The sequence below is a fragment of the Planococcus salinus genome, from assembly GCF_003719725.1.
GTDB lineage: Bacteria > Bacillota > Bacilli > Bacillales_A > Planococcaceae > Planococcus > Planococcus salinus.
Genome location: NZ_RIAX01000020.1, coordinates 1 through 23,742 on the forward strand (window position 1 = coordinate 1; position 23,742 = coordinate 23,742).

21 protein-coding genes are annotated in these 23,742 nt (G+C 44.7%); 6 read left to right on the forward strand and 15 right to left on the reverse strand.

Annotated elements, in window-relative coordinates:
• From EEX84_RS15685 to hpf, 6 genes are all read right to left on the reverse strand, one after another.
• Positions 1-336: cell division ATP-binding protein FtsE (locus EEX84_RS15685; protein ID WP_123166597.1), on the reverse strand; the 336-nt coding region annotated here is incomplete at its 3' end.
• Positions 337-630: 294 nt separating this feature from the next.
• Complete coding sequence (gene cccB, locus EEX84_RS15690) at positions 631-987, reverse strand: cytochrome c551 (RefSeq protein WP_123166598.1); 357 nt, start codon at positions 985-987, stop codon at positions 631-633.
• Positions 988-1,038: 51 nt separating this feature from the next.
• Entirely contained in the window at positions 1,039-1,911 is an 873-nt protein-coding gene (locus EEX84_RS15695) for a YitT family protein (RefSeq protein WP_123166599.1), read from the reverse strand.
• Positions 1,912-2,040: 129 nt separating this feature from the next.
• Positions 2,041-3,142, reverse strand: a protein-coding gene (gene prfB, locus EEX84_RS15700; protein WP_192892991.1) for a peptide chain release factor 2 whose coding sequence is annotated in 2 segments (ribosomal slippage) — positions 2,041-3,069 and positions 3,071-3,142 — 1,101 coding nt in all. Because the reading frame shifts where the segments join, the coding sequence is not laid out codon by codon here.
• Between the two features lie 120 nt (positions 3,143-3,262).
• Positions 3,263-5,782, reverse strand: a complete 2,520-nt coding sequence (gene secA / locus EEX84_RS15705) for a preprotein translocase subunit SecA (protein WP_123166601.1) — start codon at positions 5,780-5,782, stop codon at positions 3,263-3,265.
• 310 nt (positions 5,783-6,092) lie between these two features.
• Positions 6,093-6,683, reverse strand: a complete 591-nt coding sequence (gene hpf, locus EEX84_RS15710; protein ID WP_123166602.1) for a ribosome hibernation-promoting factor, HPF/YfiA family — start codon at positions 6,681-6,683, stop codon at positions 6,093-6,095.
• A 129-nt stretch (positions 6,684-6,812) separates the two neighbouring features.
• On the opposite strand from hpf, the gene EEX84_RS15715 reads away from it, so the two are divergent.
• Positions 6,813-7,520 carry an SDR family NAD(P)-dependent oxidoreductase gene (locus EEX84_RS15715; RefSeq protein WP_123166603.1) on the forward strand — a complete coding sequence of 236 codons (708 nt, stop codon included), beginning with the start codon at positions 6,813-6,815 and terminating at the stop codon, positions 7,518-7,520.
• A 36-nt stretch (positions 7,521-7,556) separates the two neighbouring features.
• On the opposite strand, the gene EEX84_RS16715 is transcribed toward EEX84_RS15715, so the two are convergent.
• From EEX84_RS16715 to EEX84_RS15745, 6 genes are all read right to left on the reverse strand, one after another.
• Complete coding sequence (locus EEX84_RS16715) at positions 7,557-8,216, reverse strand: ComF family protein (protein WP_240034009.1); 660 nt, start codon at positions 8,214-8,216, stop codon at positions 7,557-7,559.
• Positions 8,213-9,256 carry an ATP-dependent helicase ComFA gene (locus tag EEX84_RS15725; protein WP_338048391.1) on the reverse strand — a complete coding sequence of 348 codons (1,044 nt, stop codon included), beginning with the start codon at positions 9,254-9,256 and terminating at the stop codon, positions 8,213-8,215. Before EEX84_RS15725 ends, EEX84_RS16715 begins: the two co-directional genes overlap by 4 nt.
• A 319-nt stretch (positions 9,257-9,575) precedes the next feature.
• Complete coding sequence (locus tag EEX84_RS15730; protein ID WP_123166622.1) at positions 9,576-10,412, reverse strand: DegV family protein; 837 nt, start codon at positions 10,410-10,412, stop codon at positions 9,576-9,578.
• A 77-nt stretch (positions 10,413-10,489) separates the two neighbouring features.
• Complete coding sequence (locus EEX84_RS15735; protein WP_123166605.1) at positions 10,490-11,053, reverse strand: DUF4440 domain-containing protein; 564 nt, start codon at positions 11,051-11,053, stop codon at positions 10,490-10,492.
• Between the two features lie 175 nt (positions 11,054-11,228).
• Positions 11,229-11,903: a response regulator gene (locus EEX84_RS15740; protein ID WP_123166606.1), complete on the reverse strand. Its 675-nt coding sequence runs from the start codon at positions 11,901-11,903 to the stop codon at positions 11,229-11,231.
• A gap of 30 nt (positions 11,904-11,933) precedes the next feature.
• A complete protein-coding gene (locus EEX84_RS15745) occupies positions 11,934-13,076 on the reverse strand; it encodes a sensor histidine kinase (protein WP_123166607.1) in 1,143 nt (380 codons plus the stop codon).
• A 160-nt stretch (positions 13,077-13,236) separates the two neighbouring features.
• Here EEX84_RS15745 and EEX84_RS15750 point away from each other — a divergent pair, with 160 nt between their 5' ends.
• Both EEX84_RS15750 and EEX84_RS15755 read left to right on the forward strand, forming a co-directional pair.
• A complete protein-coding gene (locus tag EEX84_RS15750) occupies positions 13,237-13,872 on the forward strand; it encodes a YigZ family protein (protein ID WP_123166608.1) in 636 nt (211 codons plus the stop codon).
• Between the two features lie 157 nt (positions 13,873-14,029).
• A complete protein-coding gene (locus EEX84_RS15755; protein ID WP_123166609.1) occupies positions 14,030-15,076 on the forward strand; it encodes an LCP family protein in 1,047 nt (348 codons plus the stop codon).
• A gap of 52 nt (positions 15,077-15,128) precedes the next feature.
• On the opposite strand, the gene EEX84_RS15760 is transcribed toward EEX84_RS15755, so the two are convergent.
• The gene (locus EEX84_RS15760; protein ID WP_123166610.1) at positions 15,129-16,205 is read right to left on the reverse strand and encodes a glycosyltransferase family 4 protein; all 1,077 of its coding nucleotides are present in this window, start codon (positions 16,203-16,205) and stop codon (positions 15,129-15,131) included.
• A gap of 199 nt (positions 16,206-16,404) precedes the next feature.
• Between EEX84_RS15760 and secA2 the strand changes: the two genes are divergently transcribed.
• Both secA2 and EEX84_RS15770 read left to right on the forward strand, forming a co-directional pair.
• Positions 16,405-18,771: an accessory Sec system translocase SecA2 gene (secA2, locus tag EEX84_RS15765; protein ID WP_123166611.1), complete on the forward strand. Its 2,367-nt coding sequence runs from the start codon at positions 16,405-16,407 to the stop codon at positions 18,769-18,771.
• A complete protein-coding gene (locus EEX84_RS15770) occupies positions 18,768-19,664 on the forward strand; it encodes an accessory Sec system S-layer assembly protein (RefSeq protein WP_123166612.1) in 897 nt (298 codons plus the stop codon). Before secA2 ends, EEX84_RS15770 begins: the two co-directional genes overlap by 4 nt.
• A 36-nt stretch (positions 19,665-19,700) precedes the next feature.
• Here EEX84_RS15770 and EEX84_RS15775 read toward each other — a convergent pair whose 3' ends face one another.
• Positions 19,701-22,208 (reverse strand): phosphodiester glycosidase family protein, encoded by a 2,508-nt coding sequence (locus EEX84_RS15775; RefSeq protein ID WP_123166613.1) that lies wholly within the window; start codon positions 22,206-22,208, stop codon positions 19,701-19,703.
• Between the two features lie 196 nt (positions 22,209-22,404).
• The gene (locus EEX84_RS15780) at positions 22,405-23,040 is read right to left on the reverse strand and encodes an S-layer homology domain-containing protein (RefSeq protein WP_158599135.1); all 636 of its coding nucleotides are present in this window, start codon (positions 23,038-23,040) and stop codon (positions 22,405-22,407) included.
• Between the two features lie 274 nt (positions 23,041-23,314).
• Between EEX84_RS15780 and EEX84_RS15785 the strand changes: the two genes are divergently transcribed.
• The gene (locus EEX84_RS15785; RefSeq protein ID WP_123166615.1) at positions 23,315-23,599 is read left to right on the forward strand and encodes a hypothetical protein; all 285 of its coding nucleotides are present in this window, start codon (positions 23,315-23,317) and stop codon (positions 23,597-23,599) included.
• Positions 23,600-23,742: the final 143 nt, after the last annotated feature.

Consider the following 23,742-nt stretch of genomic DNA (forward strand, 5'->3'; position numbering starts at 1 on the left):
ATTCGGCTTTTCCTCGATTACTTCAAGTGCGAATGCGACATTCTCGTACACATTCAATCTTGGAAGCAGTTTAAAGTCCTGAAACACCACGCCTATTTGACGGCGCAGCAAAGGCACTTTTTTATTTTTCAATGTAGCAATATCTACATTGTCCACCATCATCTGACCTGCTGAAGGCCGTTCTTCCCGATATATCATCTTGATAAAAGTGGACTTGCCCGCTCCACTTGGTCCAACGACATAAACAAACTCACCTTGCTTGATCTCTACATTTAATCCATTGAGAGCAACGATGCCGTTCGGATATTTTTTATAAACGTTCTTCATTTGAATCATTTACTAACCACCTATATTAATTGAGTATTCCCAGAGCTGCGTTTTCTATTCAAGCACGTTAATTATATCACTTCGGCGATTTTTTTATATTACAGTTATATATCATTTCAAAATTTCCGATGAAATATTTTGTAGGTCTTATCATCCATTTATGACTGTCAATATCCTGTTAAATCAATATAATTGACGAAATAAATAAAAAATTTATCATTAATTCTTTATTTTTATCATTATTTTTGCATAGGAAAAAGCCGGCTGCTGCCGGCTTCCTTGTGACTGTTTACACAGCGTATTCTATTGTTGTTCAGACAGCCACTGGGCGACAGCGTCCGCTTCCTCTCCCTCAATAATGTCTGGTGGCATGGATCCTTGGCCTTCATCAATAATTTCTCTGATTTCTTCCTCCGATAAACGCGAACCAACATCATTCAATGCAGGGAAATTGCCTGCTCCTTCCAGATTTTCACCGTGGCAGGATGTGCAATTCTGGTTTACGACTGCTTCAGCGTCTACGGTTGATTCTTCAGCTTCCTCACCGCCCGGATTCTCAACCGGTGCTTCATCTGCAGGCTCAGTGGTTTCTTCGCCGCCTCCGCAAGCTCCCAGCAATAATGCAGATCCAAAGAATAAGGCCATTAATTGTTTTTTCATGCAAAATCCTCCCTCAGAAGTTATTTACTTATCCTTTTTAGTATACCTTACTTATACTCGGTTGAAACCTTCCCCCAAAACTTCCGAAGCGTCTGAAACAATCACAAAAGCGGCAGGGTCAATGTTTTTCACCGTCTGTTTCAATCGGGTAAATTCAGTCTGATGGACCACCACCATGATAATCGGTTTTTCGGAATCAGTATAACCTCCAGTAGCGGTTAATTTCGTAACGCCACGGTCTACATGTTCGTAAATGGCATCACGGATTTCCATTTGATAATCCGTGATGATATAAACCAGTTTCGATCTGCCCCAACCGATTTGAACCATATCAATCGTTTTGGTCGTCACGTAGAGCCCGATCAACGCATACAGTCCCTGTTCGATATCAAAAACCAAAGCTGCAGCCAGGACGATCATGCCGTCTATCAACGCCACGCTTGTTCCGAGTGTCAAACCAGTGTATTTCGTAATGATTTGAGCTGCCAGATCCGTTCCGCCCGTAGACGCGTTGCCGCGAAAAACGATTCCCAATCCCAAGCCGACCATAATGCCGCCAAATAAAGCGCCGAGTAAAGGATTCAAAGTCCACGCTTCCCAGTCCTCGGTAAGATAGACGATAAACGGCAGAAATACTGTTCCGACTGCAGTCTTTATGCCGAAATTTTTTCCAAGCAAAATAACCCCTGCAACAAACAAGGGGATATTGAACGCCCACTGGACAAATGCCGGTTTCCATTCGAAAAGCCCTTTCAATATCGTACTGATGCCACTGACTCCCCCGGACGCCACTTCGTTGGGCAACAGGAAAACGTTGAATGAGATTGCCACAATTGCCGCGCCGATGATTACACTGACGTAATCTTTTGTAATCGAAAGAAGAGGATGAGGTTCTTTCCGATTCCGCTGATTTCTTTTATTCATTATGAAATTGCCTCTTTTCTTTGAAAGTTCGCTTAGACACTGTCAGAGTATACCAAACTGCAACCGTCGTGTGAACTTCATCCCGATAAAGCAAAAAGCCCCAAAGCTATGCAGCTTTGAGGCTTTGTCTTATTGCATTTTTGAACGGAGAAGTGAATTGATGAAACCGTCAATGTCGCCGTCCATGACCGCTTGCAGATTCCCGGTTTCGTAATTTGTCCGATGATCTTTAACCATCGAATACGGATGGAATACATAGGACCGTATCTGGCTTCCCCATCCGATTTCTTTTTGTTCTCCTCTGATTTCAAGAAGCTCTTTTTCCTGCTCTTCTATTTTGAGAGCGTATAATTTCGCTTTCAGCATTTGCATCGCTTTCTCGCGGTTTTTAATCTGAGACCGTTCCTGTTGGCAAGTCACGACGGCGCCTGTCGGAATATGAGTGATTCGCACAGCAGAGTCGGTTGTATTGATGTGCTGCCCACCAGCACCACTCGCCCGGTACGTGTCAATCTTCAAGTCTTCCGTCCGGATATCCACTTCGACTTCTCCTGTGATTTCCGGCATGACTTCGCATGACACAAACGACGTATGACGGCGTCCCGATGAATCGAATGGAGAAATCCGGACCAACCGGTGAACCCCTTTTTCCGCTTTTAGATACCCGTAGGCATTGTGACCTTTGATGCCCAGTGTGACAGACTTGACCCCGGCTTCTTCTCCTGCGAGATAGTCCAGCGTTTCCACTTTGAATCCGCGTTTTTCAGCCCAGCGCGTATACATCCGCAACAGCATGGAACACCAATCCTGTGATTCTGTCCCGCCTGCCCCTGGATGCAACTCCAAAATGGCGTTGTTTTTGTCATACGGCTCGCTCAAAAGCATCTGAAGTTCAAAATCACTTAAGGCAGCCATGAACCCTTTCATTTCTGAGCTGAGTTCTTCATGCAAATCCTCATCCGCTTCTTCACGCAACAATTCCAGTGTCATTTCCAGGTTTTCCTGTTTGTCTACGAACCCGTAATAGGCGTTGACAATTTCCTTCAACCCGTTCAATTCGGAGATGACTACCTGTGCCGCTTCCTGGTCATTCCAGAAGTTCGGGTCCAGCATCATTTCATCCAATTCCTGTATACGTGCCTCTTTGTTCTCTAAGTCAAAGAGACCCCCTAAAGTCCGCCAGTTTATTGGCTGATTTGTCGAGCTCGTTTCGGACATTCGCTAATTCCATCATAAAATATTTTCCTCCTCAAAATAACACCGAAGGGCTCTGGCCCTTCGGTTTTTGTAGCATGTTTCTACAATACAGACTTTTAGGCTGTACCAGACCGGGCGCTTGCGCTTTTCTTTATTACGAAGCTGCTCCGTGACAGTTTTTGAACTTTTTGCCGCTTCCGCAAGGGCAAGGTTCATTTCGGCCGACTGCCATTTCTTTACGCACAGGTGCTTTTTTCTTTTTTGCCGGCGCGCCACCGTCTTCTTTCGGATTGACCGCTTGCCCTTTCGCAACTTCTTCGCGTTCGAGGTTGTTGCGGATTTCCGCTTTCAGCGCATATTTTGCCACGTCGTCTTCGATGGCTTCCACCATGGCTTCAAACATCGCAAACCCTTCGTTCTGGTATTCACGCAGCGGATCGTTTTGGCCGTATGCACGCAGATGGATACCTTGCCGAAGCTGGTCCATGGCATCGATATGATCGATCCATTTGGTATCAATCGAGCGCAGCAGGACCACTTTCTCAAATTCACGCATCCGGTCAGAAGACATTTCTGCTTCTTTTTCATCGTACTCCTTTATCACCGCAGCTTTGATGAAATCGATCAACTCTTCTTTTGTCTTTCCTTGCAGATCCGCTTCTGAGAGGGCGTTTTCCGGTAGAAGGTTCGCCATCAGCACATCAGCAAGTGACTTAAGATGCCAGTCTTCCTGTTTTTCTTCCATTGTATGCGTATGAACCATGCGTTCAATGGAACTATCGATCATTCTTTCAACCAAAGCCCGCATATTGTCCGTTTCGAGCACTTCCATCCGTTCTTTGTAGATGATCTCCCGCTGTTGGCGAAGTACGTCATCATACTGAAGCAATCGTTTCCGCGCATCAAAGTTATTGCCTTCCACGCGTTTTTGGGCAGATTCAACGGAACGGGTCACCATTCTTGACTGCAAAGGCTGTGAATCATCCATTCCCAGTTTGCCCATCATATTCCGCATCGAATCTGAACCGAAGCGGCGCATCAGGTCATCTTCCAATGATAAGTAAAACTGCGTTACACCCGGGTCTCCCTGACGCCCTGAACGTCCACGCAACTGATTATCAATACGCCGTGATTCATGGCGTTCTGTACCAATGACTGCTAAGCCGCCGACTTCAACGACGCCTTCACCCAGCTTGATGTCTGTTCCCCGACCAGCCATATTCGTAGCGATGGTCACAGCACCTTTTTGACCGGCATTTAAAATGATTTCCGCTTCATGGGCGTGGTTTTTAGCGTTCAGCACCGAATGCTTGATGCCTTTTTTCGTCAGGAAATCCGATATGATTTCAGAAGTCTCAATCGCTACTGTACCAACCAACACCGGCTGGCCCTTTTTATTGCGTTCGGCAATGTCTTCACCAACGGCTTGGTATTTGCCTGCAGTTGATGAATAAATCAAATCAACGCGGTCATCCCGGATAATCGGCTTGTTGGTGGGGATGGCAATAACGTTCATATTATAGATATTGCGGAATTCCTCTTCCTCTGTTTTCGCTGTACCGGTCATCCCGGAAAGCTTTTCATACATACGGAAAAAGTTTTGGAATGTAATCGTCGCCATCGTCATTGATTCGTTCTGGATTTCCAGCCCTTCTTTTGCTTCAATGGCCTGGTGAAGCCCGTCTGAATAGCGTCGCCCTTTCATCAGACGGCCGGTGAATTGGTCAACGATGACCACTTCGCCTTCCTGAACCACATAATCCACATCTTTTTGCATTGTTATATGAGCTTTTAATGACTGATTGATGGCGTGGTTCAAACGGACATGATTGATGTCAAACAAGTTTTCGATACTGAAAGCTTTCTCGACTTTTTCAATGCCTTCTTCTGTCAAAACTACCCCTTTTGTCGTTTCATCATAGGTGTAATCCGTTTCCTTGTTTAAAATCCGCACAAACGCATTGGCCTGCATATATAACTGCGCCGATTTTGACGCTTGCCCGGAAATGATCAAAGGTGTGCGTGCTTCATCGATCAAAATAGAGTCGACTTCATCGATAACAGCATAATGCAACGGACGCTGGACCATGTCTTCTTTGTAAAGCACCATGTTATCGCGCAAATAATCGAATCCCAATTCGTTATTTGTGCTGTAAGTGACATCGGCTGCATATGCCTGCCGTTTTTCCTCTTTCGTCAAGCTGTTCAAATTCAAGCCGACCGATAAACCGAGCCATTCGTATAATTGGCCCATTTCCTGAGCATCACGGCCCGCCAGGTATTCATTGACTGTCACCACGTGGACACCTTTTCGGGTAAGCGCATTTAAATACACCGACATGGTGGATGTCAGTGTTTTCCCTTCCCCTGTTTTCATCTCAGAGATATTGCCTTCATGAAGCGAGACAGCACCCATGATCTGGACACGGAACGGATATAATCCGAGTACCCGTTTTGCCGCTTCACGCACTGTGGCGTATGCTTCCGGCAACAACTCATCAAGCGTTTCCCCTTTTGCATGGCGCTCGATGAAACTTTCCGTCTTTGCTTTCAGTGCCTCGTCGGAAAGCGCGGCATAATCAGCTGCCAGCGCTTCCACTTTATCCGCCGTCTTTTCCAATTTTTTTAAATCCCGTTTGTTCGGGTCGAATACCTTATTCAATACTCCAAGCATTTATAACCGCTCCCTGCATAGTATCCGGTCAGCCAAAATGGTGCCGGATCGCTTTTGCTTTTGTTATATCCAGCTGCAGTGACTGCTTTTGTCAAAGCTCCAATCATACAGCAAAACCATTGCAATCGTAAAATCTCATCCTTCATTTTACCACTGCGCACAACACGGTGCAAATAATGAAGAACACAAAGACTTGCGTAACAGACAGCTTGGAAGATTTGGCGAAACGTCCAACCTCCTTTACTTAGCGAATGGCGGACAAAAGCAACAAAAGAAGCCTCTCATTACGAGAGGCTTCTTTACCGGCATCTTATTGACTGGTTTCGATCAATCCATACGTGCCATCTTTTCGTTTGTAGACAATATTCGTTTCATTGGTTTCGGCATCAGTGAAAACAAAGAAGTTATGGCCGAGCATATTCATCTGCAGCACCGCTTCTTCTTCGTCCATCGGTTTCAGCTCGAATTGTTTTGTGCGGACAATTGTCAGATCTTCGTCCGTTTCCTCATCATCGTAATCACCGTTTTCCCCCGTATCGTATGGAGGTTTTGTAACTTGTTCTGCTGCTGCAAATGCAAGTCCCATTCCTTCGCGATCACGGAATTTGCGGTTGATTTTTGTTTTATATTTACGGATTTGACGTTCCAGTTTGCTGACAATCAAATCGACTGCTGCATACATTTCATCGTGGCGCTCTTCAGCCCGTAGCGTTAAGTTTTTCATCGGGATGGTTACTTCCACTTTTGTCTGGGTATGGTTCAAAGATTTCAAGTATACCATCGCTGTCGCGTTAGTGCCTTCCGGGAAGTAGCGTTCAATCTTATCCACTTTCTTCTCGATATAGTCGCGAACAGCGGGAGTCACTTCGACGTTGTCGCCTTTGATATTATATTGAAGCATGTTAACTCCTCCTTCTTGTTGTGCTATATGTGTACAATTCTACAACTTCCCTTTCCATTCCTGCTTGAAACGTAAAAAGTTTCGTTCAGCTAAATTTCAGGTAAACAATATGACAAGGAGTTGATAACTATGTTCACCGATAAAACTGTTGTAGTAACCGGAGCCGCACAAGGAATCGGAAAACGGATTGCGGAACACTTTGCCGACAGACAAGCCCGTGTCATCGGACTGGATCTCGTGCAGGTCACTCTTGATGGCGTTGAGTACCGAAAATGCGATGTCGGCGATTTTCAGCAAGTCATGCAAGTGTTCTCTCAAATCCATGAGGATTACGGACCCATCCACGTATTGATCAACAACGCCGGCGTTTCAAAGTTCCGGTCAATCTGGGAGGTGGAGGAAAAAGAGTGGGATCATGTCCTGGATACCAACCTGAAATCTGTATTTATTTGCAGCCGTGAAGCTGCCCGCTATATGACTGATGATATCCGCTCCATTGTCAATATGGCATCAACACGCGCCTTTATGTCGGAGCCGAACACGGAGACCTACTCCGCTTCCAAAGGTGGCATTTATGCGTTGACCCATTCTCTTGCAGCGACGTTCAGCGAACGCTCCATCCGTGTCAATTCCATCGCTCCGGGATGGATCCATGAAGATGACCCCGGGAAATTGCGTGACATCGATCATGCTCAACACTGGAGTGGCCGCGTTGGAGACGGTTCGGATATAGCGCGTGCCTGCCTTTTTTTAAGCAATCCTGAAAATTCATTTATCACTGGAGAATGTTTAACGATTGATGGCGGCATGACAAGAAAAATGATATACGAACATTGATGGACTGTCCGTAATAAACGGGCAGTTTTTCTTTGGTTATCCTCTGATGAGCGTAAACAAAGAAACCTCTTTTGCCCCATGCTGCCGCAAAACTTTTGCCGCATGGCGCATCGTCGTTCCCGTTGTATATAAGTCATCCACAAGCATGACTTTCTCCGGAACCTTTTCTCTGTTCCACTGAAATAAAGTCGCGGCTGCCAGTCGCTCCGCTTTTGACTTGGTTCCTTGCACGTCTTCGGACTTCTCCAGAAATTGTTGGCAGGGCAATCCTGCTGCATCGAGGAAACGTTCAACTTGAGGGAATGTCCTTATTTTCAGTTTTTCGGGATGCATGGGAACCGGCACAATCACCGCTTTCGATTTCCGTAAAGCTTTGTGGATTTCCCCGGCGAATACTTCAGCCAGCACAACATCCTGCATGAACTTGTACTGATGAAGAAAACTTTTCATGGCTGCATTATACTGATATAAACTTTTTCCCGAGTGAATGAGTCCTGCATATTCTGTCGCTTCCCAAGAGCGGCAATCTGCACACTGCCTTTCCCCGCTTTTTCCGCATGTCTCACAAACTTGTCCTGTAATAATTTCAAAGCCGCTTTTGCATTTCCTGCAAATGACTTCCTGTATATCTTTGAAGAACAAACCTCTCCAGGAAGGCGCGAATGTAAGCTCGGTATCACATAAATAGCAATTCATCCTTGCCCGCCTTTATTGTATGAAACAATCAATTTCCTGGCTTTGTCCATCTCTTTTGACAGGCCATTGTGAAAAAAGGTTACTTCTCCAGTGGGGTAATCAGCTGATCTGCCGACACGTCCGGCAATTTGAATCAAAGCTGAAGAATCAAAAATCCTTTCATCAGCACCTACGACGGCCACTTGGACATCCGATATCGTAACCCCTCTTTCTAAAATGGTGGATGTAAGGATTCCAGGAATTTGCTTTTCCCTCAATTTCATCACCTTTTCCTTTCGGAGTGGATCTTCCGCATGTACTGCTTCGATGGAGTGATGCACTTTCCTGAAAAGAGGAATAGCGGCTTCGATCAGTTCAATGGAAGGGAAAAAAAGCAAGAAAGGCTTCTTCTGCTCAATCTTTTGAATGACCCATGTTTTCAATTGGTCTGGTATTTTCTGGCGGGCAAACGTTTTTTTATAACTCCATAACGCTTTGTATCTCGGTACAGGCAACGGATACCCGTGGTAACGGCGAAACAGTCGAGATTGATTTGAAGTGTTTTTCAGCAATTCCACGGATGGTGTAGCGGAAACATATACGACAGCCGCATCTTTTTTCATCGCTTTTTTCACCGCCCGCTGCAGAGCAGCATCAAACGAATAAGGAAAAGCATCCGCTTCATCAACAATCATGACATCAAATGCGGATTGAAAGCGATACAATTGATGGGTAGTGGCGATGATGATCGAAGCAAATCCGGACTCAACCGGCGAACCGCCATAAAGCGTATGGACGATGGTTTCCGGGAAAACAGAACGGATTCTTGGCGACAGTTCCAGTACAACATCAATTCGCGGAGCGGCGATGCAAATACGCTTTCCACTCCGTAACGCTTTAAAAATTGCAGGAAACAGCATCTCGGTTTTACCGGCGCCGCACACCGCATACACAAGATGTGGAGCCTTGCTTGAAACGCTTGCTGATACTTCTAGGGAAGCTTGTTTTTGAGAAGGGGTCAGTATGCCATTCCAAACGAATGAATGGGGGATTGAAGGAATTGGGGATGGGTCCGCCCAGGTAAGCAATTCCGTACAGGAACTGATGCGGCCCATTTGAATGCAGTGGCGACAGTATAAACATTCCTTTTCACAGTTCGAACAGTGAAAAGCTATAATCTTATCCGTGGATGTTTCGAGACAACGGGTGCATTGCCGACTTTCTGTTATCCCTTTCGTGAGCCTCAGCATTCCATTCTGAAGTGCGGCGTCAATCTGTTCTACGGGAAAAGGGCAAAACTGCCGCAACCAAATGCGGCCGGTGAAAAACTCTTCCATGTCAGTCATGCAATTTGTCCTTCCTTAACCGGAGGCCGGCAGTTTATTTTTTTACCCACCCCAGTCCCATCGCACCTTCTCCAAGATGTGCTCCGATGACAGGACCAAAATAGGAAATTTCGAAATCGACTTGCGGACACAACTTTTCCAATTCCGTTAACCATTGCCGGGCTTCTTCAGGACGGTTGGCGTGGATAACTGTCGCTCGAATCGGTTCCCCTGAAAGAGCATCTTCCTGCAACAGATCAGCAATTCGCTTCATCGCTTTTTTTCGGGTTCTGATTTTTTCAAACGGTATAATAACTTTTTCTTCAAATATCAGTAAAGGTTTGATCTGCAACAGCCCACCGATAACTGCCTGCGCACCTGATAACCTGCCACCACGCTGCAGGTGCATCAAATCCTCCACCATGAAATACGCACGCATCGACTGCTTCATCTTGCTGAGTTCACCCATGATGCTGTCAACATCCATACCCGCTTTCGCCAATTCTGCTGCTTTCAACACGTAAAACCCCTGCATGGCACAAGAGATTTCCGAGTCGAAGGCATGAACCTGAATTTCTTCCACCATTTCGCCAGCCTGCATTGCCCCTTGCAAAGTTCCACTGATGCCGCTTGATAAGTGAACCGAAATGACATGGTCATAATCGTTTGCCAATTCCCTGTACAGAGTAACAAATTCGCCAATTGGCGGTTGGGACGTCTTCGGGAACTCCTCTTTTGCCTTTTGATAAAATTCTTCCACGCTCAATTCCTGTTCCTCTTCGTACGAGTCATTCCCGAACATGACCTGAAGAGGAATCATATGGATGTTATGTTCTTTTCGAATCGCTTCCGGTATATAGGAAGTACTGTCTGTAACAATCGCTGTTTTCATCATTATCATCCTCCTTCTTCAGTCTACCAAAACCACGCCGTAAAACGTAAAAAAATTCCTGAAGAATTCAGGAATTTTTACTGGTTGCCTATAGCGTATAAACTTGTCACTTTCCAGTCGCTGTCTTCCGTCTTAAAGACCACCACATGGCGACCCGACTGGGTAGTATTCTTGCTGGTGCCTGTTTCTTTAATTGTCATTTCTATTTCAGCAAAAACTTCTGCACGGCCTTCTTCGTATTCAACAATCGTTTCGTCGCTTGTTTCATAAACAGTGTCGTATGTTTCAAACGCATCCATCAAAGCTGCACGATCTTCTTCACGGTCAAATCCATCCGGTTCCCGTGCAATCACTTCCATATAGCGATCGATGTCTTCTTCATTGAAGGCTTCAATATATTCTTCATATGCGCCTAAAATGGCAGCAGCTTCTTCTTCCGGCACATCCGCTTCTATGGCCTGACCGTTTTCATTTAACGTAAAGCCTACGGATTCTTCGTCTTCGATGCCATGGTCAACTGCGTTGTTCTCATTGGTTAAATTGCCGTCTTCTACGGAATTTTCATTGGTCGACGATTGTTCTGAATCTGAGCAGGCGCCCATTACGAGAAGCAATCCTCCCAGTACGATCATTTTTTTCATCCAGCATACCTCCTGCGGTCCATTCTGACAGATGCATGTCTGGAATACAATGAACAAGCTGTGTCAAAAACTCCTTAAAAACGGCTCCGCTTTTTTGAAAAAGCAGAGCCGTTTTCTGAGTTTGCATTAGTTCTTAGCATTGATTTTATCCAGTCCAACCGGCGTCAGCCGCTCTTTATCTGACTTCCACCCAGCCGTTTTTGATAGCTGTCACCACTGCCTGTGTCCGGTCATTCACTTGCATCTTCTGCAGGATGCTTGAGACATGGTTTTTAACCGTTTTTTCGGAAATGAACAGTGTTTCGCCAATGACCCGGTTGCTTTGCCCATCCGTCAATAACTGCAGCACTTCGCTTTCCCGTTTGGTCAGCAAGTGGTAGGGGCGACGAATTTCCGTTTGGTGAAATGAGCCTTTGTTTTCCCGTTCACTCAAGCGACGAAATTCCATCACTAGATTGCGCGTGACTTTCGGATGTAAATAAGAACCGCCTTTTGCTACCACTTTAATGGCCTGGATAATCCCTTCGGCATCCATTTCCTTCAGCATATAACCCAGCGCACCGGTTTTCAATGCGTGTGTAACATACGATTCATCATCGTGAATGGACAGCATAATGACTTTAGCATCCGGAAATTTTTCGATCAATTCGCCGGTCGCTTCTACTCCGTTTTTCTGCGGCATATTGATATCCATCAATACCACATCCGGTCTGTTTTCTTCGTACAGCTTTATCACTTCCGTGCCGTCTCCGCCTTCTGCCACGACTTCAAAAGAGTCTTCAAAGTCCAGAATGCGTTTTACCCCTTCACGGAATAGTTGATGATCGTCAATAATAATAATTTTTGTCATTATGTTGTCCTCCTCGAATACCGTATCTTATCATGCCGTTTTAAGCGGAATCTGAAACATTAGCATTGTCCCATTGCCTGGAGAAGAATTGATGAAGAAATCTCCTTCTATTAAATCGATCCGCTCTTTCATACCGATTAACCCAAAGGACTGGTCTTTCACCAGGCTTTGATCGAATCCCACGCCATTGTCTTTTATGACCAGGCTGACATGTTCTTTCATCCATTCGACCTCCACTTCGATTTCTGTTGCCTTGCCATGCCTGATTGCGTTTGACACTGCTTCTTGTACAAGACGGAAAATCGAAGCTTCATGATTGTTTGGAAGCCTGGCTTCATTGCCGAGGGACCGGAAGTTCAGCCGGACCCCCTGGTTGTAATCTTCAATCGTTTCAAGATACTTTTTCAACGTAGGCACAAGCCCTAAATCATCCAATGCCATCGGCCGTAAGTCATAAATAATCCGCCTGACTTCAGTAAGGGCGTGCCGCACCATTTCTTTTAATGAAGAAATCTCACGAAAGGCTTTTTCAGGCCCTTTCTCACGGAATGTTCTTTCAATCAGATCCGATCTGAGGAGAACATTGGCCATCATCTGAGCAGGGCCATCGTGAATCTCGCGAGACAGCCGTTTCCGTTCTTCTTCTTGCGCTTCAATGATGCGCAGGCTATAATCTTGCTTTAGCCTCGTATTGTCTATCGCATCGTCCACTTCTTCCAAATCAGAAGCTAAATAATTCGATGCGATGTTCACTCGGTTAACCAGGACTTCGGCACGTTCGATCGTTTGCAACAACAGCTGCAGCCGACGCTGCAGGTCATCTCGCTGTCGCCTGTACTTTTTTTCTTCCGAACGGTTAGCCGACAACTGCATTTGTAGATCATTGACTTGTTCATATGCTTTTTTCACTTGTTTTTCGGGAAATGTATCGATGACCTGCGTCACTTCAGCTAGGCGTCTGCGGGCGGCCCGAGTTTTTTTTTCCAACACTTCGCCCGCTTTTATCACACGGGCAATATTGTTGCGAACGATTTCTAACTCGTCTTTCATATTTTCATAACTTCGGCGACTTTGTTCACTGATCACGAATATTTCTCTTTTTGTGTCTTCCATTTTTTCGAGTAATCCGTTAAAAATAGAATCTAACGCTTGCGCGTTGAGTCTTTTAGCCATATTAAAACCGCCTTAGTTAAAGTGAACTGGTAACAGGTGAAAAATAGCTTGCACCTTTCTGCCTGTTTCGGCTTTTACAATTATATCACTATATAAGCAATTACATATTAAATATACATTACAAATTATCTGATTTTATTTTACAACAGGAGGAATCAAATTGCGAGGAAATTACATGACTGTCGGCAGGACCGCAGACGCTGAGATTGTTATTCAAAAATCCCGTTTTATCGGGCATGCAGCCAGAGCAGAAACCGAAGCAGAGGCCCTGGAATTCATTGAATCCATAAAAAACACCCACCGTTCCGCAACGCATAATTGTTCGGCTTATTTAATCGGAGAACACGATTCCATCCAAAAAGCAAATGACGACGGAGAGCCGAGCGGCACAGCCGGAGTCCCTATCCTTGAAGTATTGAAGAAACAGGGATTGAAAGACACAGTAATTGTCGTTACGCGTTATTTCGGCGGCATCAAACTGGGAGGCGGCGGATTGATCCGGGCATATGGGAAGTCTGCCACTGAAGCATTGGCTGCTGCCGGCATTGTCGAGCGCAGACTTCATGAATTGATGAAAGTTTCCATCGACTATGGATGGCTTGGGAAATTGGAAAATGAAGTGCGGCAATCTGCATACCCGTTAAAAGACATCCTGTATGCTGAAAATGTCGACATTCTGATTTATGTACCCGTCGAAGAAACAGAGAATTTCACTAATTGGATCAATGAATTGACAAATGGGCAAGCCGTCATTCAACCTGACGGAAGTGAATTCCTGGAATTCCACGTGTCCTAATTCTTTTCATTTACGCAGGTCTATCTTCACTGTATAATCTTTATATAAAAGCTAACTTGAAACAAATGCTGTGTTTCTGCGTCTAATACTGTAATAGAAGTTTGGTATTCCCGAATTGGAAGAATCGGTTAGCCCACCCCATAGAGGAGTTAATAACATGAAACGTAAAGATTATCGAAAAAGCAGGACGAGCAAAAAGCGGACCGCATTGAAAATTATTGCGACACTTGTTGCCTCATTGCTCGTATGTGTTTCCGCATATGGGATTTTCCTGGTAAAAAAAGCGGAAAATGCGGCAAACCAAGCGTTTGAAGAAGCAGATAACCGAACGATGTCAGACCTTCGCGAAGAACAAGTAGAGCCGTTGCATGATAATGTCTCCGTATTGTTTATCGGCGTTGACGACAGCGAAAAAAGAGATCAGGACGATGATAACATTCGGTCGGATGCTTTAGTACTGGCTACTTTGAACAACGAAGACAAGTCCGTCAAATTGGTGAGCATCCCACGGGACACTTATACTTATATCCCGGATGCAGGCTATGAAGACAAGATTACACATGCTTACGGCTATAACGGCCCCTCTTCCACCATTGAAAGTGTGGAAGGATTGCTGGAAGTTCCGGTCGATTATTATGTCCGGATGGATTTCGAAGCATTTATCGATATCGTTGACGCATTAGATGGCATCGAGGCCGAGGTTCCTTATGATTTATCGGAAAAAGATGAAAATGATGTCCACAATGCCATTGTTTTGGAAGAAGGTCTGCAAACTTTGAATGGACGTGAAGCCTTGGCTCTGGCAAGAACCCGTCACTATGATAATGATATCCAGCGTGGAAAGCGGCAGCAGATGCTGATTGAATCTATTATGGATGAAATTTTGTCCGCTTCGTCCATCACGAAATACGGGGATGTCATTGATGCAATCGGAGATAACATGAAAACCAACCTGTCCTTTAAAGACATGCAGTCTTTTTTTGAATATGCAAAAGGCGGAAGCCCAGAGGTGGAAACCATCACTTTGGACGGTTACGATGATATGTCCACAGGCGTTTATTACTGGCAATTGCATGAAGAATCCCTAATGGAAATCCAGGATGTTCTACAAAGCCATCTTGGCCTAAAACCGGATACATCCACACTTACCGACAGCAGCGAAATTGATTTTTCAGAACAAAAAGCCTCTGAAAGAGGTTACTGATCCAATATGTAAAAAAAGACTTAACAAAAGCAGACGCTTTTGTTAAGTCTTTTTATTTTCCAATCATTTTCACTAAGTTGATGAGCGGCCGATAATTTTTTCCGGCAAGACCGACCACTTCCACAAACAATTCAATGGCGATCAGCATGACACTGATAAGCAGGATGCCTCCCCACAAAGTGGCTTGAGAGAACAGCAATGCCGCTAAGCCAAACAATGCAGCGATTCCATAAATAATCAGTACAGTCTGTCGATGTGAAAAACCGATATTCAAAAGGCAATGGTGCAAATGCGATTTATCAGCAGCTGAAATGGATTTCTTTTCCCGTACACGGCGCACAATGGCAAAGAATGTATCTGAAATCGGCACACCCAGCATGATGATAGGGATGATCAAAGCCACCACCGTTACATTTTTGAATCCCATCAAAGCCAATACGGAAATCATAAAACCTAAAAACAAAGCACCCGTATCGCCCATGAAGATTTTGGCTGGATGGAAATTGTAAAACAAGAAGCCCATTGAGCTTGCTGCAAGCAAGGCTGCCGTCGCCATGACAAATGGATCTCCCATGATAAATGCCATGATCGCAAGCGTGATCAACGCAATGGTGGAAACGCCGGCTGCTAAACCATCCAGGCCATCGATTAAATTGATGGCGTTGGTAATTCCGACAATCCACAGCACAGTCAACGGAATGCTTAGATAACCAAAGCTCAACTCTCCGCCAAACGGCAAGTTGATGAAGGAAATTTCCAGACCGCCACCCACGACAACAATACCGGCAGCCAACAGTTGGCCGAGCATTTTTGCCTTTGCGGTAATTTCATACATATCATCAAGGACGCCGGTAACGATGATGAGGAAAGCACCGATTATGATAGCCGATGTAATCGGGATGAATGCGGCTTCCACCGAATTGGAAATAGGATCTACAGGCCTTAATATAAAATAACCGATGATAAAAGAGCCAAATATAGCTAATCCGCCTAACCGCGGCATAATACGTCCATGAACTTTTCGATAATTGGGACGATCAACTGCACCTACACGGAAAGCGAACCGCTTTACAATCGGCGTCAAAATGATCGATGCAACAAATGCTATAACCAAAGTGAGGTAAAGCATATCTTTCCTCCTTAAAACTCTCATTCTACATATATATCCATTCCTACTATACCACGAAAAACATGAAAATAAAACCATCTTCCCTTTCATTATACTGGACGCTCTTCAGCTGAAAAGGTTCTATGGTATGTGGAGATTGTCACCAAAGTTTGTTAAAATGAGCAAGTAGCAATGGAGCTGAAAAAGGAGACTATCATGCATGGTAACGTTATTTAAGCGTTCAAATAAACCCAACACCAGACAACTAAAGAAGTACAACCGCATTGTTAATGAGATCAATTCCTTAGAGTCCACATACGCGGCAATGAGCGATGAGGATCTGCAAACGATGACTTCCCACTTTCGTCAGCAACTGGCTGATGGGAAGAAAATAGAAAAAATTATCCCTGATGCTTTTGCGGTAGTCCGCGAAGCTTCCAAGCGTGTATTGAATATGCGGCATTTTGATGTCCAGCTCATCGGTGGATTAGTGCTGGCAGAAGGCAATATAGCAGAAATGCCAACAGGTGAAGGAAAAACCCTGGTCGCCTCCCTCCCTTCCTATACACGAGCGCTCGAAGGAAAAGGTGTTCATGTAATAACTGTAAATGAGTACCTGGCTCAACGGGACTACGATCAAATCGGTCAAATCCACCGCTTTTTGGGACTGACAGTTGGATTAAACCTGCCGATGATGGAAGCTGAAAAAAAACAAGCTGCATACCAAGCGGATATTACATACGGAGTCGGTACGGAATTCGGATTTGACTACTTGCGTGATAATATGGCAGCAGCTAACAAAGACAAGGTCCAACGGAAATACCATTTCGCCATCATTGACGAAGTGGACAGCGTATTAATCGATGAAGCAAAAACACCGCTGATTGTTGCGGGTAAAATGAAAGCCAGTGCTGATCTTCACCAAATCGCTGCGCTATTGGCAGCGCGCTTTCAGGAAGATATCGATTATGATTTTGATGATGAAACCAAAGCGACTTCATTGACCGATACAGGCATTGAAAAAGTCGAAAAAGCATTTGGCGTGGAAAATTTATATGAATTGGAGCATCAGACGCTCTATCATTACGTCATCATGGCCGTCAGAGCGCGCGTCATGTTCAAGCGTGACGTTGATTACATTGTAAAAGACGGCAGAATCATGCTGGTGGATATGTTCACCGGACGGACGTTGGACGGCAGAACCTTATCGGACGGATTGCACCAGGCGCTTGAAGCGAAAGAAAAATTGGAAATTACAGAAGAAAATAAAGCTCAGGCTCAAATTACTATCCAAAATTACTTCCGTATGTACCCGATTCTGTCCGGCATGACCGGAACGGCCAAGACACAGGAAAAAGAGTTCCGTGAAGTTTATGGTATGGATGTTGTCCAGGTTCCCACCAACAAACCACGTGCCCGTATCGATTTAACGGACCGTGTTTTTCAAACAGCGGACCAAAAATACCAAGCGGTCACCGAAGAAGTCGTTGCCCGCCATAAAAAAGGGCAACCCATATTGATCGGTACCACTTCTATTCTGCAGTCGGAAGATGTAGCGAAGTACTTAAAAGCGGCAAACCTCGAATTTCAATTGTTGAATGCCAAAAGTGTGGAACAGGAAGTTTACTTGATTTCACAGGCGGGACAGCTCAACCAAATCACGGTTGCCACCAACATGGCCGGCCGTGGGACCGATATTGTTCTCGGCGAAGGAGTAGCGGATGTCGGGGGATTGCATGTAATCGGTACAGAAAAGCACGAGAACCGCAGAATCGATAACCAGCTTCGCGGTCGTTCAGGCCGCCAGGGAGACCCTGGATCCACACAGTTCATCATTTCGCTGGAAGATGACATGTTCAAACGCTTCGCGAAAGAAGACCTGGAAAAATTCAACAAAAAAATAACAACCGCCAAAAACGGTGAAGTCACCAACAAAGAAGTTCACGAATTGACGGAACGGACACAACGTATTGTAGAAGGTGCTCATTTCTCCATGCGTGAATACAATTTGAAATTGGATGACGTCATCAATGACCAACGCCAAATTGTCTACAAATTGCGTAACCGCGTATTGAACGGCGATGAAAACAGTAAGTTGTTAAAGTATATGATTGAGGATGCAGTTGAATACATCATATCCACGACGCTACCTGAGGATGGGGAAATCGAAGTCGGACACCTGCTGGATATCCAGGAATCCCTGCAGCAATTGTTGGGCATAGAAGTTCCTATTCCACCAGATGCCAACAAACCGAAAAAGATTCAAGCTGCGACAAAACCTGCCTTGGATGAAGTATTCGAACTGATCCACAGCTATGAAAATAACCAGCGGGTAGCCCGTACGATTCCATCTGTCATGAGAACATACATTGATCAAATGTGGGTGAAGAACCTTGAGAATATGGCTCATTTGAAAGAAGGGATTGGTTTGAGGTCGTATCAACAGGAAGATCCCATGAGAGTTTATCAACGTGAAGGGCTGGAATTGTTTGAAGGAAACTTCCAAAATCTTCGCCTCTCTGTTTCTTCAGAGCTGCTCGGCTTTCTGCGGCTGCTGGAAAGTGAAAGAAAGGAGGAAAATGAATGAACTTGTTTTCATTTTTCAAAAACGCAACAAAGACCGGAACCGACACTGCAGTATCTTCCACTGAACTTCTGGACGGTACGAATGAGGAAAGCCAGGATAAAAACGAAGTGGTGACTGAGCTGTCAATTGCATCGGACTGGAAAGTCAGCAAAGAACAGGAATATGTATTAAAGTTCCTGTCCAATGACCTGCCTCCTTTAAAAGCCGATCAATTATCATTATCCGGCATTCAAATTGATGTGGATAAAGGAAAAGGCGACTGGAATGTCCAAGCCTTTTTCCGCTCTTCTCTCGACCGGCCGATCAAGCTCGGAAAAGCCGAATTGATGCTGCTGGATGCAACGAATGACGTGGTGGGTTCACAGGAATTCGACTTGTCTGAACTCGGCACCTTGCCTCCGTTTTCAAATCGCCCGTGGGTCTTCAAATTCAAAAAAGAGAACCTGAAATCAACAGAAGTCCCAACGGACCAGTGGTCTTTGGCTTTTAACGTGCAATCTCTTGTTCCTCATTCATTGGACTTGGATCCCGCCTGGGAAGAGGCGTTACCAAAAGATCAAAAACTTTCCTTAAAAGAATTGGTGAAGAATCTGCCCGCTTTAAAGCCACGGGAAGTCAATATTACCGGGTTTCAATCCAAGTTTACAGAAGAAGGCAACTTGGCAATTTCCGTCTTTATCCGAAACGGTCATACCAAGCAGATTCAATTGGAAAAATTGCCGCTTGAAGTTTTGGATGCCAAAGGAGAACAAGTAGTCAAAGGTTCTTTCAAACTGGACAATTTGATGATCAAAGCCAACACATCCAAACCATGGACCTTCATCTTCCCGAGAGAAATGCTCACTAACGAAACCCCTGACCTGTCCCGGTGGACAGCGCGGGTTCCACAATAAAACGAAAAAAAGCTCAGCAAAATTGCTGAGCTTTTTTCATTGTACGATAAATTCTGTGATGTGGTCTTTCGTCATTTGAATGTTCATCGTATTGGGTACGAAATGGGTAACGACCAGCCGGTAGTTTTTCCCTTTTTCATATCCGTCGGCCGGTGATTGAACGATCATTTTTTCAGGAGAATCCCCCTTTTTAACAGTGACCGGCTGACGAACCCCAAATTCATCTTCTACATATATATACTTCTCGTGAACAAACTGCTCTTTCATCGGCTGAGAGAATGTTACCGTAAAGTTCTTATCTGTTTCAACAATGCGGGCATCCACATCCGGTGTAAAACTTGTTTCCTTGATTTCTTTGGAATGATAGACAGCTTGCAGGCCATCCAGCCAAATTGATCCTTTCGTCTTTCTTGTCGATTTCGTTTCAGCAATGTATATCTTCTGCAAGCTGAGCGGTGCCACTGCGTTGTTCGGAAGTGCAGCTTCGACGTACTTCCAGCCCACCCAGTTCAACTGATCTTCGGCAGTAAAATCGACTACAAATTCTTTTCCATCGGCATCTTTTAACGAACCGCGCAACCAATGGTTCATGCCGTCGCCGTAAACCCACACTCCCAGTTTTTTCGGCTGACCCGGTATTTTAAATGCCGAATTCCAGGTCAAGTATGCCGCCGAAGTGCCATTTTTGTAGGAAGTGAAATCGTAGCAAAGTTTGACCGATCCTGCTCCTTCTTTCGGGTCAATGGTTTTTTCAGCAGTAATTGACGCTTCTGCGAGGATTTCCTTAGCCGTTAATCCATTCGTGGAATCGAGTGAACTTAAAGGAAGAGGCTGGTCTGACACATGAACCGGGATGGATTGACTGACAGAACCGAAACTCGCCACAAGTGACCCTGTCCCCTGTTTGTCAGAGGCTGTAAAAGAAGTCCCATTCAACGAACCGATTTCCCCTTTGATAGACCAGTCAACAGCCGCTGGATTAAAAATCACTTTTTCGCTGCTGCTTACCCCTGTCACTTGGACTGTCGCCTTTTCACCTGTTCCCAGTCTGATGTCTGTCGGCGACACGATCAACTGATCGATGGAATCCGTGACAGTGACCGGAATCGTTACAGGAGCATTTCCGTAAGTGGCATTTACGTTTCCTGTACCTGCCTTCACTCCGACAAACTGATTGTCTTCGATTTTCCCGATGCCGTTCGTGACTGATAGCAAGACCAGCTTCGATTGATCGATCGTTAAGGGGTTATAATATTGATCCAGTACTAAATCGGTTTGAAAACCGACAGAAGCTCCGACTGCCACAATGCCTTCCTGTTTTTGGCTCACCTTTATATGCGTTTCCTGGCCATAAGGCGCAGTACTGACAGCTTCCAGGATGGCTGACACTTTTCTTTCATAGCCAGAAACCGGCCGATTGGCTAATGTGGGATAACGATCCCCATATTTTCGGGTGACCATTGTGGTTGAGCCGCCACCATCCAAATTGATGGCATTGTAAGCTCCGATGGACTTTAAGTAATTGGCAAATTCGATTAACGTCATGCCTGTACTGCCACTTGCAGCACTGTCCACCGTGACGAAATAGGCGTTGGAGCCATCTTCATTTACCGCTACTGCTGTTCGGGCTGTCCGCTGGGTAACACGCGGGCTGTTTAAATCGATGGACAAATCAACCGTTCCATCTTGTACCAGAAGAGGTCCGGTGGCCAACATAAAGTTGGAGCCTTTCCATTCCGATTCAACATCCACCGTCAAACCGACCGTGTCCCCTACTTTTATATCACGGATTTTATCGACTTCCGCTTTGTCCACAGCTGAGATGACAAAGCCGTTTGCGGGAATTGTGGCACTTGTGTATTGACCATATGGCCGGATTGCTGTAACTTTTCCGGTCAGCTCTTCACCGAATTCATACCCTGTATTAACAGAAGAAGCCGTAGTGACAACCACTTCCATTCCTGTGCTGTTGGTCCGTGTAGTCGGATACGGCCAACTGGATGTATAAAGAATGCTTTCCCCTCTCTGGCGTTCCCTGTTCAGAGAAGTCAATTCAGCTGTTTCACCGTTATGGCTCACTGTGTAGGACAATTCATACTCATCCACTTTCGCTTTGTTGTCGGAAGTTACACCAAAGGCAGCCGGCGTGTGCATGAAATCATTGAAATTAGTGGAAACCACACCTAAATTGACGATTTCATTGCCATCTGCCAATAAATACGTCGGCAGACCATTTTCAAAAGTGAACAACGATGCATTGACTGCTCCGACAATATGGTGCTGATCTGTTGAATGAGAACGGCTTAAATCGGAAGTGGTTGTTAAGGAAGTAAAAGGATCTGCTATTCCCAGATCGATGGTCGTATAGGGTTTGTTCATATTTACAGATAATTGATTGATGCGTTGAGGGTTTCCTGCCACCGTGCCAGTCGTGGCTGAATGGTAAACACCTTGAGAAATCATAGCGGCATCTGTGTTCTCCATGCCGACTGTAGAAATTACTGCAACCGCAATGATACTGGATAAAATTTTTCTTATATGCATTATGTATCTCCTTTTGTAATATTTCCCCCTGAAAAAAAGCAAAAGGAAAGGAATCCACCAATGAAGATGCGTGGATTCCTTTCCTTGCTTCAACCAAGTCTGCTCAATATATATTATAAAAACAGGTAATTACTACTCTATTTTAACATAATTATCCTCGTCTACAATAACGTTAAGTGACTTTCTCAGAAAAATATCAATCCACTGATATAACTTCCGGGGGTGTGGTGTCGAGCGACAATAAGTCTGCTCTGTATACGAACAATGAAAATTGCCCGCGGGTTATGTTGTCATAAGCGCCGAATTTTGTCGGTTCTGTTCCAAAGGTAATTTCAGCTTCCACCAATGCCGCTACATACCCTGCAAATTTTGGGTTAACGTCAGTAAACGGAATGGAATTGTGCGAAGAGGTCAGGTTGTAGGCAGACGCAATGACTTTGGCCATTTCAGATCGGGTCATCGTATCATAAGACCCGTAGGAGGTGGAGCTTTTTCCATTGATAACTCCCGCGTGCGCCAAAGCGTTCACTGCCCATGCCCGGTTTGATGGAACATCGGTGAACCCGGCATCCGGGCTTTTGGATTCAGGAGTATAGCCCATAACTTTTGCCACCATTACGGCAGCGTCGATGCGCAAGATCTCCCTATCTGTGCCGAAACGGGTATCACTGATTCCTTGAGCGTATTTTTTTGTCACCAAGTGATCGACCGCTGTTTTATAACGGTCATTAACATCCGTAAAATAACTTTGTGCTTCAGTGCTGAAAAAGGATGCAGAAAAGATGAATGCTAAAAGAACGGCGATTAACAAGGTACTGGTTATTTTCTTCACGGATAACTTCCTTTCAGGTTCATGAAGCCAATATACTATTTGCTTCCTGCTGTTACAAGGTTCTTTTGAATTATTTAACATTTTTATATATATTTTATTTTTTAGATTTTCTTCAATTGATAACCGTGGTCCTTTTCTTCTGTTTTCCGCTTTGAAATTTCCCTGTACCTTCTTTAAGCACGAGAATATTTTTCTGATTATTCCGTTTCAACTGATAAGGAATATGTTATAATAGAATTGTAAACAGAATATTCTAAAAACAGAGGTGTAATGCATGGGCGGAAGTCTTCAATCTTATGCAAATAAAAAAAATTGGAGTTTTTACGACGAAGCTGCTGTCTTGCGAATGGATTATATTTATAGAGCGGAATTGGCTAAGTCGATTTCGTGTGAAGGTTTGCTTGTTGACCTCTCTCTGGACCAGCATGTAGAAGTAAGAAAAGGAGTTGCAGAAAATCCGAATGCACCTTTAGCAACGTTAAAAAGATTGGCGGAACAAGATCTCTGTATATGTGTTCAAAATTCAGCAAAACAAACCCTGAGCAAACTTATACAATAATGATATAGAAAAAGGCATTGCTTTCGGTACAGAACCCGGAAGCTTTTTTGTTTTTAATTATCCATCCTGCTGCAGGAATTTTTCCGTAACCCCCTGCTTTTTCAAACTTCCTGTGTAAAACCATTTTCAAAACAAAAATATTT

What these genes read in the sequence shown, in the direction of transcription:
- EEX84_RS15770 (WP_123166612.1), top strand. Translation starts at nt 18,768, where the DNA reads ATGAACTTGTTTTCATTTTTCAAAAACGCAACAAAGACCGGAACCGAC.
- EEX84_RS16715 (WP_240034009.1), bottom strand. Translation starts at nt 8,216, where the DNA reads ATGAATTGCTATTTATGTGATACCGAGCTTACATTCGCGCCTTCCTGG.
- EEX84_RS15745 (WP_123166607.1), bottom strand. Translation starts at nt 13,076, where the DNA reads ATGGCTAAAAGACTCAACGCGCAAGCGTTAGATTCTATTTTTAACGGA.
- EEX84_RS15775 (WP_123166613.1), bottom strand. Translation starts at nt 22,208, where the DNA reads ATGCATATAAGAAAAATTTTATCCAGTATCATTGCGGTTGCAGTAATT.
- EEX84_RS15715 (WP_123166603.1), top strand. Translation starts at nt 6,813, where the DNA reads ATGTTCACCGATAAAACTGTTGTAGTAACCGGAGCCGCACAAGGAATC.
- secA (WP_123166601.1), bottom strand. Translation starts at nt 5,782, where the DNA reads ATGCTTGGAGTATTGAATAAGGTATTCGACCCGAACAAACGGGATTTA.
- cccB (WP_123166598.1), bottom strand. Translation starts at nt 987, where the DNA reads ATGAAAAAACAATTAATGGCCTTATTCTTTGGATCTGCATTATTGCTG.
- EEX84_RS15760 (WP_123166610.1), bottom strand. Translation starts at nt 16,205, where the DNA reads ATGCTTTACCTCACTTTGGTTATAGCATTTGTTGCATCGATCATTTTG.
- EEX84_RS15730 (WP_123166622.1), bottom strand. Translation starts at nt 10,412, where the DNA reads ATGAAAACAGCGATTGTTACAGACAGTACTTCCTATATACCGGAAGCG.
- secA2 (WP_123166611.1), top strand. Translation starts at nt 16,405, where the DNA reads ATGGTAACGTTATTTAAGCGTTCAAATAAACCCAACACCAGACAACTA.
- EEX84_RS15755 (WP_123166609.1), top strand. Translation starts at nt 14,030, where the DNA reads ATGAAACGTAAAGATTATCGAAAAAGCAGGACGAGCAAAAAGCGGACC.
- EEX84_RS15735 (WP_123166605.1), bottom strand. Translation starts at nt 11,053, where the DNA reads ATGAAAAAAATGATCGTACTGGGAGGATTGCTTCTCGTAATGGGCGCC.
- hpf (WP_123166602.1), bottom strand. Translation starts at nt 6,683, where the DNA reads ATGCTTCAATATAATATCAAAGGCGACAACGTCGAAGTGACTCCCGCT.
- EEX84_RS15785 (WP_123166615.1), top strand. Translation starts at nt 23,315, where the DNA reads ATGGGCGGAAGTCTTCAATCTTATGCAAATAAAAAAAATTGGAGTTTT.
- EEX84_RS15695 (WP_123166599.1), bottom strand. Translation starts at nt 1,911, where the DNA reads ATGAATAAAAGAAATCAGCGGAATCGGAAAGAACCTCATCCTCTTCTT.
- EEX84_RS15740 (WP_123166606.1), bottom strand. Translation starts at nt 11,903, where the DNA reads ATGACAAAAATTATTATTATTGACGATCATCAACTATTCCGTGAAGGG.